The sequence below is a fragment of the Clostridium sp. LIBA-8553 genome (assembly GCF_057782465.1).
In genome coordinates, this window is sequence record NZ_CM173489.1 from 1,147,209 (window position 1) to 1,160,389 (window position 13,181).

13 protein-coding genes are annotated in these 13,181 nt (G+C 26.2%); 8 read left to right on the forward strand and 5 right to left on the reverse strand.

Annotated features, from left to right (window positions below; translation table 11 throughout):
• The first annotated feature begins 827 nt into the window (after window positions 1-827).
• Both AC2JAQ_RS05010 and AC2JAQ_RS05015 read left to right on the forward strand, forming a co-directional pair.
• Window positions 828-1,670, forward strand: a complete 843-nt coding sequence (locus AC2JAQ_RS05010; RefSeq protein ID WP_488458204.1) for an MBL fold metallo-hydrolase — start codon at window positions 828-830, stop codon at window positions 1,668-1,670.
• A gap of 168 nt (window positions 1,671-1,838) precedes the next feature.
• Window positions 1,839-2,669 carry a hypothetical protein gene (locus AC2JAQ_RS05015; protein WP_488458205.1) on the forward strand — a complete coding sequence of 277 codons (831 nt, stop codon included), beginning with the start codon at window positions 1,839-1,841 and terminating at the stop codon, window positions 2,667-2,669.
• A gap of 290 nt (window positions 2,670-2,959) precedes the next feature.
• Here the strand turns inward: AC2JAQ_RS05015 and AC2JAQ_RS05020 are convergent, their stop codons facing one another.
• The 3 genes from AC2JAQ_RS05020 to nanH all read right to left on the reverse strand — a co-directional run bounded on the left by AC2JAQ_RS05020 (window position 2,960) and on the right by nanH (window position 5,173).
• Window positions 2,960-3,574, reverse strand: a complete 615-nt coding sequence (locus AC2JAQ_RS05020) for an NUDIX hydrolase (RefSeq protein WP_488458206.1) — start codon at window positions 3,572-3,574, stop codon at window positions 2,960-2,962.
• A 104-nt stretch (window positions 3,575-3,678) separates the two neighbouring features.
• The gene (locus tag AC2JAQ_RS05025; protein WP_488458207.1) at window positions 3,679-3,981 is read right to left on the reverse strand and encodes a nitrilase-related carbon-nitrogen hydrolase; all 303 of its coding nucleotides are present in this window, start codon (window positions 3,979-3,981) and stop codon (window positions 3,679-3,681) included.
• 43 nt (window positions 3,982-4,024) lie between these two features.
• Window positions 4,025-5,173: an exo-alpha-sialidase NanH gene (gene nanH, locus AC2JAQ_RS05030; protein WP_488458208.1), complete on the reverse strand. Its 1,149-nt coding sequence runs from the start codon at window positions 5,171-5,173 to the stop codon at window positions 4,025-4,027.
• 343 nt (window positions 5,174-5,516) lie between these two features.
• Here nanH and fliB point away from each other — a divergent pair, with 343 nt between their 5' ends.
• Entirely contained in the window at window positions 5,517-6,713 is a 1,197-nt protein-coding gene (fliB, locus tag AC2JAQ_RS05035; RefSeq protein WP_488458209.1) for a flagellin lysine-N-methylase, read from the forward strand.
• A 187-nt stretch (window positions 6,714-6,900) separates the two neighbouring features.
• On the opposite strand, the gene AC2JAQ_RS05040 is transcribed toward fliB, so the two are convergent.
• Window positions 6,901-7,197, reverse strand: coding sequence for a YciI family protein (locus tag AC2JAQ_RS05040; RefSeq protein ID WP_488458210.1), 297 nt, complete (start codon window positions 7,195-7,197; stop codon window positions 6,901-6,903).
• A gap of 1,107 nt (window positions 7,198-8,304) precedes the next feature.
• On the opposite strand from AC2JAQ_RS05040, the gene AC2JAQ_RS05045 reads away from it, so the two are divergent.
• The 5 genes from AC2JAQ_RS05045 (at window position 8,305) to AC2JAQ_RS05065 (ending at window position 12,518) form a co-directional block, all read left to right on the forward strand.
• Window positions 8,305-9,066, forward strand: a complete 762-nt coding sequence (locus AC2JAQ_RS05045) for a hypothetical protein (protein ID WP_488458211.1) — start codon at window positions 8,305-8,307, stop codon at window positions 9,064-9,066.
• A 218-nt stretch (window positions 9,067-9,284) separates the two neighbouring features.
• Entirely contained in the window at window positions 9,285-9,464 is a 180-nt protein-coding gene (locus tag AC2JAQ_RS05050; protein WP_423238381.1) for an HTH domain-containing protein, read from the forward strand.
• 679 nt (window positions 9,465-10,143) lie between these two features.
• Entirely contained in the window at window positions 10,144-10,530 is a 387-nt protein-coding gene (locus tag AC2JAQ_RS05055) for a nuclear transport factor 2 family protein (RefSeq protein WP_488458212.1), read from the forward strand.
• 504 nt (window positions 10,531-11,034) lie between these two features.
• Window positions 11,035-12,177, forward strand: a complete 1,143-nt coding sequence (locus AC2JAQ_RS05060) for a hypothetical protein (RefSeq protein WP_488458213.1) — start codon at window positions 11,035-11,037, stop codon at window positions 12,175-12,177.
• A gap of 14 nt (window positions 12,178-12,191) precedes the next feature.
• On the forward strand, window positions 12,192-12,518 hold the full coding sequence (locus tag AC2JAQ_RS05065) for a hypothetical protein (protein WP_488458214.1): 327 nt from the start codon (window positions 12,192-12,194) through the stop codon (window positions 12,516-12,518).
• A gap of 279 nt (window positions 12,519-12,797) precedes the next feature.
• Here AC2JAQ_RS05065 and AC2JAQ_RS05070 read toward each other — a convergent pair whose 3' ends face one another.
• Window positions 12,798-13,049, reverse strand: coding sequence for a hypothetical protein (locus AC2JAQ_RS05070; RefSeq protein WP_488458215.1), 252 nt, complete (start codon window positions 13,047-13,049; stop codon window positions 12,798-12,800).
• Window positions 13,050-13,181 lie beyond the last annotated feature (132 nt).

Sequence of the window (13,181 nt, forward strand, 5' to 3'; positions counted from 1 at the left end):
GCTTAATATAAAGCATACCAATAACAATGTGCATGTAAATATCTTTTTTTTCTTAAATTCAAATATGTATGATAATCTTTCCTTCATAAGTGCCTCCTAATTTATTTCTTTGGTAAATTTTTATAACATTATTTTAACATAAATTTTTTACTTATTTTTAATTTCTTTTTTGTATTAATAAGAAATATGACATTACTTAAAAACAACCTTTCAAATATGTAATCTAAGTGTAATCTACTTAAATATGAGATTTTCTCCTAGAAATATATAATTAAATCAAGGGTTGAGGGAAAACAACCCAAAAGAGAAATTAAGAGATAAAGAAGGAGAGATTTGATTATGAAAAAAGCAATGGATTTAGTGAGAGTATTAGTTAAGGCAACATTCTTAGGATATGACGAAAAAGAGGATTTAAAATAATAGGAAAAATAAATGGACAAGTTAATAAAAAGTTAGAATTTAAGTGGATAAATAAGAAAGTTGAAATTAAAGAGTTAAGAAGGAGAGAAATTATTATGAAAAAAGCAATGGATTTAATGAGAGTTTTAGCTAAGGTAGTATTTTTAGGATATGATGAAAAAGAAGATTTAAAATAAGATAATAAGTTATAAAATAAAATTAGAAAAGGTAAATATTATGTATATGTTAGAATGAAAAGATTTAAAGCAGAGTAAGCTTTAAATCTTTTTTTATTATTAATTATGGAAAAAATATGCTATTATGGGTGTAATATAAAATTAAAAGAACTTTTAATGATAAAGTAAGCAAGTATTTTTATGTAAAAACAGTATTTATTATTTTTTTAGCTTTAAGGGGGAATGAGAAAGATGAATTTTAAGATCGTTGGAAGTGGAGGATGTGTTTCATTGCCTAAGCCATTATGTAATTGTAGGGTTTGTAAAGAGGCAAGAATTAAAGGAAGGCCTTATTCAAGATGTGGATGTAGTTTATTTTTAGAAGATATAAATTTGTTAGTTGATACTCCAGAAGATATTGCTTATGGAATAAATTATTGTGGCATAAATGAGATTGATAGAGTTTTATTTAGCCATGTTGATCCAGATCATACTTTAGGAATGAGGGTTTTTAAACAACTTAGACTTAATTGGCTAGATGTCTCTTGTGGCAAGAATTGTGAAAATACAATAGAAGTATTTGCATTAGATAATGTTATGAAAAGTATAAATTCAATAGGCTTTGAGTATGGTTCTTATTTAGATTACTATGAAAATGTTAGAAACCTTATTAAGAGAAAAAGTGTAAATGACCATATATTTATTGAAGATATAAAAGTAAGTTTTATTAATGCTAATCATGCAACAGTATTTGTTTTTGAAAAAGAAGGAAAGAAACTTATATATGCACCTTGTGATGTTAAGCCATTTCCAGAAAGTGAAGTGTTTTTTAATGCAGATTGTTTAATTATAGGAAATACCATTGTGGGGGAAGTGTTAAAAGATGGTTTTATTTTAAAAGAAGATAGTCCTCTAAGAGATGAACTATTTACCATGAATGAAATTAAGGATTTAAAAAGTAAATATAATATTAAAAGAGTAATCATAACTCATCTAGAAGAGGATTGGGGCAAATCTTATGATGATTATGTTCAGCTTGAAAAAGAGTTGGATGACATAGAGTTTGCATATGACGGAATGAAAATAGAAGTGTAATAATTTTATTAATTAATAAAATGGGTATTTGTAGAGGTAGAAAGTATGAGTGAAAAAATAAAGATAATTGATAAATTTGGGGGAGATTTTTTATTGAGAAATGATAAGAGTAGCTTAAAATTCAGATGAGTAAACTGGTTAATTGGGATTAAAGTGAGGGAAATTAAAATGAAATATTATAGGTATATTATAACTTCAATTATAATTTTTATTGCATCAATAGAAGCGATGAAAAATGGCTACAAAATAGACAGATTAGGAAATATAGGTATTACAATGCTATTTTCAGGTATAGTTATGTTGGCCTTAGCTATTACAGGTATTAATATTTATAAATTTATTAGAGTTAGAATTAGCCTAAAAGATGAAGAATTAATAAAATGGTCTTTTAATAATGAAGAGTGGAGAAGATATATAAATAATGAAACAAAGGAAAGGCTAAAATACTTAGGTAGTGGATTGAAGTATGTTTATATAATATATATATTGTATGCTATAGTTATTTTAGAAGAGATGATAAAAGGAACTATACTTATTGAGAATGCTAAGCCAGTTATAATGAATTTTATAGCAATAGGTTTGGTAGCAACTATAGTAGTATTACTTTATAACTTTATAAAAATAATGTTTTTCTACTTTATAAATATAAATTCTAATGGTGAGATTATAATGACAGCTAAAGTTATACTAATAAATGGAGAGCTTAATGATCCGGATAATTTTCTTAGAAGATTTCCTAAAACAACAATAGTACAAAGACAGTACTCTGTTTACTATGATGATTCTATACAACTTAACATATTAAAGGTAGAGAGTGGAGAAATTGAAAGAGCATACCGTAGAGGAGATACCTTAAAGGTACTTAAAATTATTAGAATTCCTATAAACGATGATTGTAATATAGGTGTTATTAAAAGAACTTTTAAAATAAAGATAAATCAAAGCAAGCAAAGATGTAAGACATACTCTAAATCAACATTGATAAATAACAAAAATTAAAGTGAACAATTAAGCTGTACACTTAGTATTATAACTAAAAAATAACAAACTAAAAGGACCAGTAAATGACTGATCCTTTTTTAATACTATATTTTCAACATTATTATTTTACATAGCGTAAAATTTAGATTGTCACTTAAATTCCAATTTATAAAAACTAAGTGAAAAAGATAAATATATTATTTTAAAAAAATTTATAATAAAAAAATTGCAAATATAATCTCTTGAACAATGCGATTTTACAATACGTTATTTATTTTTATTAACTTATCATTAAAAAATATCGTATATTAAATCTTTATTATATCCATATACATGAAAGCATGAAATAAAGATGAAACATGTAGTGCTTGTAAAAATTCATTGTTTTTAAGACTTTTTATTACTTCATTCAAGGGTTTTAATACAACTTTTATTTGCTCTGTTTCATCTAAATTAATATCTTTAGTTAACTCAACATTCAAAGCAAGAAAACAATGAGTAAGGTTATTATGATTTGCGGGATTAGCAGATATAGTACATGTGTGAATAAACTCTTCACCAGTATAACCTGTTTCCTCAGCTAATTCTCTTTTAATTGCTTCAGTAGGAGATGTATCTGTAATCTCCATTCCACCTGAGGGTAGTTCTAATAGTGTCTTTTGGCATCCATGACGATATTGTTGTACTAAAACAACTTCTTTTCGTTTAGTTATTGCCACAACGTTTACCCAGGTCGGATATTCATAAACATAATACGGAGTAACAATCCTACCATTTGGCATTTTACATGTATCTGCCCTCAGAGAAATCCATCTATCCCTAACAATATGTTGAGACTTCAATAATTGCCAATCAAAATTTTGCATATACATCGCATCTCCATTATTTTTTAAATTTTCCATGCCATATTTAAACAAGAACATAGTGTATATTGTATATATTATTTTTATGTTCTAAATAAGATAAATATGGTTCATTTATTAACTTGGTGTGCTGAAGAAGGTTTCAATTAAATTCTTAGAGTGTATTATGTCTGTCTGCAATATAATAAACCTTTGTAATTTTCAATATAGCCAAATGAAACACAAATACATATTTTCTTTGCATAATCACATAGGGTTTTAATAGGTAAAGAGGAAAGAGTAAGTGCTATTTCTTTATCTTTCTCATAGTTCCAAGATAGCGAATCAAATCCTTCAAGAAAAGCTTCTCCAAAACAAATCATATGAGCATTATTTTCTTTTGCTTCTATCATGGATTTTATAATTGTATTAGTGTTTTTTTCAATATCTTTATTTATAAATTCTTTAGATGCTAGTCCTATTTTCATGGTTATGCTCCTTTGATTTGTTTTAGTATAATGTAGTATTTTATTATTGTTTATTAATTAGTAAGTAATAAGGTGTTAAGTCTTGATATTCTATATTTCCATTGGCTTCATAAACAATGCTTAAATGTCCATTTTTAAAGGATAGACAAGAATATCCACCACCTAATTTGTTACCATCTTTAGGGTAAGGAATACATATTTCCTGAACTCCTTTGGATAAGTCATCAAAATCAATCATATAAACAGCAATATTGTCTCTTATATACTCACCTTTAGTGTTTTTAGGTGCTGAAATTAAGCCTATTCTATGTCCATTTGAAGTAGTAGCCTTAATAAATGAACCTTGGCATCCAGATCCCTTACCAGTTAAAATTTTACCGTTTAAAGGTTCATATATTTCCCAAGTGTTTCCTAAATCGTGAGAGATGTATGCTGCTCTATAACCAGAGTAATCATATCTTGTACTCATAATTAAAGCTCCATCTAATTCTATGACCATATTTTCAGAAGTGTTTGAATTAGGAACTTTGTTTCCCATTGTCCATGTTTCACCATTATCCTTTGAATAGATAATTAATGAATAATAGTTATTTTCATTATTTTCTCTTAATGAAATTTGTGCTGGCATAACTATTGTTCCATCATCCATTACAACACCTGAGCCAACACCCCCTAGCCATCCAATTGTATTACTTGGTTGATTTTTTACTTTTGAGGAGTTAGTAGTTAAATCTATTTTATTAGACCAAGTTAATCCATTGTCATCAGAATAAATCATTTGAACAGACCAATCACTTCTTAGGGAAGGGGTAGTCATTGCCCAGTTTCCATTTGTATTCCATGAACCTGCAATTAATATTATTCTACCTGTATTTGTAATAACTGTTGTGGAGTCCATTACACGAGAGTAGGTAGAGTCAATACGATTATTTTTCATTGCTATTTGATAACTCCATGTCTTCCCAAAATCAGTACTACGTGCAGAAGCTATGTCTATATAAGCATGGTCATCAGGACCATTATAACGAATATCTGAAAAGGTTAAAATTGTACCGTCATTTAATAATTGTATATTGGGAATTCTAAAATATTTTGAATTCCATATGTTATTATCCTTATCAAATAGTTTTATTGGTTCTGGTTTATGGTTTATATTTAGATTCTTTTCAAATGTATTGTTTTTGTTACACATAAATATAATCTCCTCCATAAAATGAATATTTACCAATTAATTTAAAAGTTATTTTTCATATAAATATGAATGAAAAACTAATTATTAAAAACTTATCCTAACTTGAAAAATATAGAAGTTTTTCAAATAAATTATAACAGTATTTGAAATTCTTTACTATGTAAATATAATTGTTTTTGGAGTTTTTCATAAAAATAATAGCTTTTGAGAGGAGAAATCAAGAGTTTAGAAAGAGTATAAAATGGGAAATGTTTTAAAATATAGGGTATTAAACAAAGGACTTATATTTTTTGATATAATTAAAAGGTAAGACTTAGAATTATTATGAACTGTGAGGAAGAAAATGAAAGTAAGAGTACCGAATTATTTTAATGATTTTAAATGTATAGCATCAGATTGTGAAGATACTTGTTGTGCTGGATGGGGAATTGTTATTGATGATGAAACCCATGGCTATTATGAGAAGGTTGAGGGTGAATTTGGAGAAATCTTGAGAAGTAAGATAGTTAAAGATGAAGATGGAGACAATGTTTTTCTTTTAAATAATGGAAATTGTTCTTTTTTAAATGAGGAGAAGATGTGTGATATTTATATTAACCTTGGAGAAGAACATCTTTGTCACACTTGTAAGCAATTTCCAAGATATACTGAAGAGTTTTTGTACTTAAGAGAAATAGGAATATCTTTATCCTGTCCAGAGGCTGCAAGAATTATTTTAAGAAAGCCTGAAAATAATACTTTTCAGTTAAGTGAAGAGGAGATTTGTGAGGATAATAGAGAAGATAATGACTTTAATGAGGACGAAAATTACTTTGACCAAGGTATTGATGAAGAGGTTCTTTCAGACTTTTTAGGGTGTAGGGATGTTGTATTTAACATCATGGAACATGCTGATTTAGATTTAGGAACAAAAGCGGCACTAGCACTTAAATTTGTTAAAGAGGTTCAAAATAAAATAGATTTAGGTGACATGGATGAAATAGAAGATGTTATTGAAGAATATAAAGAAGAGAAATTCTTAAATGAACTTATAAAGGATTTAGATAATTACAAAGGAAAAGAGAGTACCAAATACAATAACCTATACGAATATTTTAATGTATATAAAGGCATAAAGCATATAAATTCTAATGATCCACTGGGATTAGATAATGGATTAAAGTATTTAGAGGGAAGAGAAGAGTTCTATGTTGAGAAACATAGAGAGTTTAATGAGTATTATAAAAAGAACTTATACAAGTTTAAGAACATATTAGTTTATTTCATATTTAGATACTTCATGAAATCTATCTTTGACTATGATATGTCTGCAAAAATAAAGTTAGCCATAATCAGTACATTAATGATTAAGGAGCTATCTGTAATAAGATTTATAGATAAAGGTGAGTTTACTGAAGAGGATATGGTTGAAGTTAGCCGTATTTATTCTAAGGATATAGAGCATTCAGATGAGAATGTGGAGAACTTACAAGAGATATTCGAGACTGAAGAGTTATTTGATGTTGATGAAGTCTTAGTTATGTTAATGAATGATTTTTAAAACTTAGTAATTAGCTAAACTTTAAGAAAGCTTATTTATTGGTTTTGAGAGAATCAAATTGCTAATTAAGTTTTTTATGATTTTGAGAAATTAAAAGAGTATTTTAAGTTACATCATAATTGTAATTTAAAATACTCTTTTTATTTTTATTATATCTTTTAAATAATAAGCACATTAAAAATAGATGTTATTTATTAAACCATTCACTTGGTGACTGGTTAAAGTAATGAGCGTTAAATTCTACAAATTTATAATCTTGTATTCCATAAAGTTTAAAAGGTTCATTTGATAAATAAGTTTCTAATTTTTCTATAGATTCTGATTTAATAACAAATATCCCTCCACTCATATCTGATTTAAGTCCAGACATTAATATCATTCCTTCATCCATTGCTTTTTGAGTATAAGCCATATGTTCTTTCATTATATCTTCATTAATCTTATCTGAATTTTTTAATATACCTTCAACAATAAAGTATTTCATTTTTTTATCCTCCTAAATTAAATATTATAAATATATTATAAAACTAATAATTAATAATTAATAGTTTTTAATAAGATTTATTAAATTGTTTAATAGCATATTTAACTCTTATAAATTATAGATTTCATTACCTTCTTTGATACAATAGCTAAAACTAGAGGATAGGAATAATCTGATTATCTTAGCACAATCATGAATAAATAAATAGTTAGAACTAATACAGTGATTTTATATAAATTATGGATGATCAAGTTAGGTTACAGAAAGGAAATATAACCTTTCAAATATGTAATCTTGTTGTAATGAACTTAAATATGAGATTTTTACTTAGGAATATATAATTAAATCAAGGATTGAGGGAAACAACCAAAAAGAGAAATAAAGAAATACAAAAGGAGAGATTAGATTATGAAAAAGGCAATGGATTTAGTAAGGGTATTAGTTAAGGTAACATTCTTAGGATATGATGAGAAAGAGGATTTAAGATAATAGAAAGTTAGAAATAAAAGATACAAAGGAGAGATTAGATTATGAAAAAAGCAATGGATTTAGTAAGGGTATTAGTTAAAGCAACATTCTTAGGATACGATGAGAAAGAGGATTTAAGATAATAGAAGGTTAGAAATAAAGAGATACAAAAGGAGAAATTAGATTATGAAAAAAGCAATAGATTTAGTAAGAGTATTAGTTAAGGCAACATTCTTAGGATATGATGAGAAAGAGGATTTAAGATAATAGAAAGTTAGAAATAAAAGATACAAAGGAGAGAGTAGATTATGAAAAAAGCAATGGATTTAGTAAGGGTATTAGTTAAAGCAACATTCTTAGGATACGATGAGAAAGAAGATTTAAGATAATAGAAAGTTAAAAATAAAAAACTAGAAAAGAGAAATATTATGTATATATTAGAGTGAAAAAGATTTAGAGCAGAGTAGGCTTTAAATCTTTTTTTTATTACAATGTATATGAAAATTGACTATTTCAGAGTTTATAATATTATTTTCTATTTAGAAATGAGATTCATTTTAATTGGGAAGAGTATTTTTAATAAACTATTTATTTAATAATTATAAATTGAAGTGCAGAAAATACATTGAGGTGATTAGTATGTTTAGAAATAAAAGATATTTTATAGTCTTTATAAGTTGTATAATGACTTCAATTTTAATGAATAGCTATGTTAGTGGGAAAACTATTTATAAAGTCGATTCTAGGGATAATATAGATACTTCTGTATTATTGGCAGCAATACCTAATGAGTTTATATACTTATATGCTTTAGATTCTGATGAAGGAAAAGGAGTATATCAGGAGATACTTCTTGATGTTAAAGGTAAGCAGAAAATTTTTAATTGGATTGTTGATTCTGGCTTGTCCTTTAGACCTCAATTAATACTAAGTGACATTAATAATGATAACAAAAAAGAATTAATAGTTATAACAACTAAATGGACGGGAACAGAGATTAATGTTCAAGAAGTACATATATTTAATATTGATACCTTAGAAGAGATTAAAGTTCAGGATCCACTAGATATTATAGCTAAAAATGTTAAAACAAAAGTAAATAAAACTAAAGATACTATTGATATTAAGATTAACATCAATGGTAAAGAAACTAATATTGATGGTAAAAATATTAATATGCTTTATAATGAATCTTTGTTTAAAAAGCATTGGCGTGATAATATTTATTTTGGTAATTATATAAATTATGAATTTACTAATGGAAAGCTAAAGGCTAGCATAGGCGGACAGGTTTCTTTTATTACATATGTTGGAGAAGTAAAAGTAGAGTATAAATTTGAAAATAATATGCTAGTAGCTGATAAAATAGACTTTGAAATATATGATAGGTTTAAAAAATAAAATTAAAATGAGAATTAGTAAAGGGGTATTATAGAAAATAATCCTTTGAGTAATTTAAGTAAAAAGTAAGAAAGTAAGTATTTAAACAAGTAAAATGAATATATTTTTAGAGGAAAATACAAATAGTTTATATTTATTAATAATAACTATTTTAAAATAAAATTTTTATGTTTATAATAGAGGTAGAGAGAATTTATTTTAACAAGGAGGGAAAAATTATGGACATTAAAGAAAAAGTACTAGAAGTATTAACTAACTCTGAAGAACCATTAAAGGGTGGAGAAATTGCTGAAAAAGCAGGAATAGACAAAAAAGATGTGGATAAAGCAATAAAGGATTTAAAGAAAGAAGAAAAAATAATTTCACCAAAGAGATGTTTTTATTCAGTTAATAAATAATAGATATCTTTAAAGGTATTATTGATTTTTAGTTAGTTATATATTTGCCCAATATATACAGATTATTACTCGACATAATAATTTTAAGTAATATATAAATTATAAACTATATAAAAATCAATAAACTAAAATATATCTAAATTTTTAATAGGCTTTAATAAGCAGTTATGAGATAAAAAATTAAGTTTATCTCATAACTGCTTAATTTTTATGTATAAATATATATTTTATTAAAACATCATAATTTATTTAAGAAATTAAGAGGCAAAGTTATAGAAATAACAATTTTATATATCAGAGCCGAAATAAAAAATAACTTAATTTATAAGAATTAAGAATACTTTTAGAATTAGAATTAACACTCATCTGAAATATAATCATTTATAAAGAGTTAAAGAGAATAGTTGTTTAAAAAATATTTATCAATTGCCTTCATTTTGTAATTTTTCATGGGTAAAATATTTTGTATAAGGAAGATTAATTGAGTATTTAAAGTGATGTTTTTTTAGTTAGGAAGAATTTGATAGAAAATTATAACTAGAGAAAGTGACTAAGACATAAAAATTACTTATGACAGATTAATAGATTAAACATTAGAGAGATACGGAAGAGAGAGCTTTAATGTTTAGAAAAGTACATAACTTGTAGAGAAAAATATAGGTTGATATGGGGTGATGAGATGAATTCTTTAAAGGAAAAAATATTTGAATTAGAGAATGATCTATTAAAGGCTGATGTGAGAAAATCAGCACAAAAAATAAATGAAATAGTAGCAGATGATTTTGTTGAATTCTGTAGCTCAGGAAGTGAATATCACTATAAAAATGGAGATATATTTCAAGCTGAGGATGACGAGAAAAACTTAGATTGGGAAATCTTCAACTTTGAAGTAAAAGAATTATCAAAAGATTGCGTGTTAGCCACTTATAAGGTAGTAAAACATGATGAACATGATGAAAGAAAGAGATATTTTCTTCGTAGTTCCATATGGAAAGAAGAGAATGGAAAATGGAAGATGTTTTTTAATCAAGGAACTTTACTGCCTAATGAGAAAATGAGAAACTAGTTGTTTTAAGAATAGGCTTTAATTATGGGCAAGGGTCTGTATCAAAACTTAAATAATAAAACTTATAAATATTAATAGCTTAAATTCTAAAGTGAAGCTAGAAGAGCTTCTTCATGTTATTTATAAGTTTTATTTTAAGTGATTTTGATATATATCCTTGTTTTTTTGTTTTTTAAGATTTTATTTTAACTGAGTTATTTTTAAATAAGCTAACTAATCCAAATGTGAGAAGCACTAAGGATATAAGGAATATTAAAAGTATTGGCTATGTTTTAAAGTAGTATTGATTTTTTCCTAGGCCTTATAAAATTTTATGTTAAATAAATAAAAATATACTAAAAATATAAAAAATGGTAAAATATAGGTGTAAGGAGGGTGGATTTAAAAGAAGTAGATTTAAAAGCTATGAAATTACAGTAAGCTACGTATGGATGATTAGTTAAAAATCAACATTAACCTAAAAGAGAGTTATGCAGTAATATAGCTTAAATTAAGGGGGAAAATATGAAACATAAAAAGGAAGTGTTTATAGCAGCACTTATAATAGTGTTTTTAATTGCTATAGGGCCAAGTGTTAAGCGGCAGGTAGGAATTATTATAAGTAATAGAAATATTGAGAAGAGTTATTCTCAGGATTCATTATATGATATCTATATAACAGATAGTAATGGATTAATGCTTCTTCAAATTGGGAACATTGAGAAAGACAATATTGAATACTCAAAGATAGATAATATTAACGTAAAATATGCTTCAGCTAATCTTTTCTTTATTGAGAAGGATTCAGAGGGGAAAATATATGTTCCTTATTCAAGGGATATAGAAAATTATAAGCAGGCAAATAGACTTTTAATTTTTAATAAGGGCAAGCTAGAGGATGAAATAGAGTTTGATGACATAAGAGAACCACAGACCATAATAAGTGATAGTGAAAATGATAGGATTTTTCTTGAACAATCAGTTACTATTCAACCAGAGGATTCTCCAGGGTTAAAGCTTAAGGTAATTGATAGTAATAGTAAGGAAACAATTAAGGAACTTTATTTAAAGGGATATATTAGGGATTATTATGTTGGAGAGGAAGAGATAATTTTAAGTTTAGAAGGTGCTAATAAACTAGGGTTTAAGGATGCACAAGACAGAAGCTTATATGCCATAAATAGAAAAACTCTAGAGGGAAGAGTAGTTAGTAAAGAAGCCATAGGAAATGTGGTTAATGCCATATGCCAAGATTCTAAGGGGAACAATGTAATCTTTAGTAATTTAACTTTTGAAGAAAATGGAGATTTGGATAAAAGTCAGGTTATTGTTATGGATAATCAGGGAGAAATTAAGGAGACAAAAGAGGTTCCTTATAAAATGAATAGTAATTTTTATGGAAATGAGAAGTATGAGTATATATTAAATGGACAAGTTCATAATAAGAATAATGGATTTCTTATTTTTAATAAAGATACTCTTGAATTTGAAAAGTTAATTGATGATGTAAAGAATATAAGTTATATAGAGAATGTTGATGGTTATGTGTTTGTGTTAACTAAGAATTCAAAGTTATTTATATATGATGAAAATACCTTAGAGAAAATAGGGAGCATAGAGTTAGGTAGTGAGGCTTCACATAGAATGAAGGTTGTTAAAAGAAATTAAGGGGAGGATCTATTATGGAGAAGGCAGTAGGGGAAAAATCTAAGATTGAAATAAACATGGATAGAGTAATATTCATGGGATTAATAATAGAGTTTATTTGTACAGCATTTATATTCTTTAATTTTACAACTCTTTATGAGAATTTAAATTTAATAATAGATGTATTAATGGTTTTAAACGTAGTTATATTCATACTTAGCATTATTTACTTTAAATATAGTAAGAAGTTGGCTTTGAGATACACCATATTAAGTTTGATATTCTTTTTCTTTTCTGATAAGTCAACATATAGCTTAATATTAGTTATTATCATGAGTTTTCAAGGAAAAGGAATGTATTAAAAAACAAAAGGTCAGCTTTATAATTTTTTAATTTAGATATATGGCGGCTTTCAGAACATATTCCAATGAATATTAGAAGGAAGCTGTTAACACAGAAAACAATAAGGAAGAAGATAATAGTGCTTCTAAAGAAAATAATACTGAGAATAAGGACAGTTTAAATAAAGAGAGTACAGGTAATAAGGTATTAATAAATAGACTGTTTTGAAAATAGGTGTAAAGGGGCTGTATCATTTTGGTACAGCCCCTTTGATAAATTTAGAGATTAAAAATAAAGGTTTAAAGTGGTCTACAGCCGATTACATAGCAACCCCTACCACCAAGGCAGCGAATAATTTCATAGGTTTTATTATTTAACTTTACTTGCATATTACCATCTTCATTATCTTCTAGAAATTCATATTCAATATTTTCCTTGGCACAATACTTTGAGATTGCATTTTTTGTAACACTAATTGTTGGATAAACAGTAAAATCCTCATAAGGAATATCGATAGATACTTTAAGCATGTTTTTAAAGATATTTGTCATAACTTTGCCTCCTAGTTCTTAAAATATATTTCAATATATACACTTTATTTCAGTGCTATATCTTTTAACAAAGGTGTCTTGTTAAAGGTTTTATAAGACTAACACTTTGGTTATTAAATATTTATCACACAT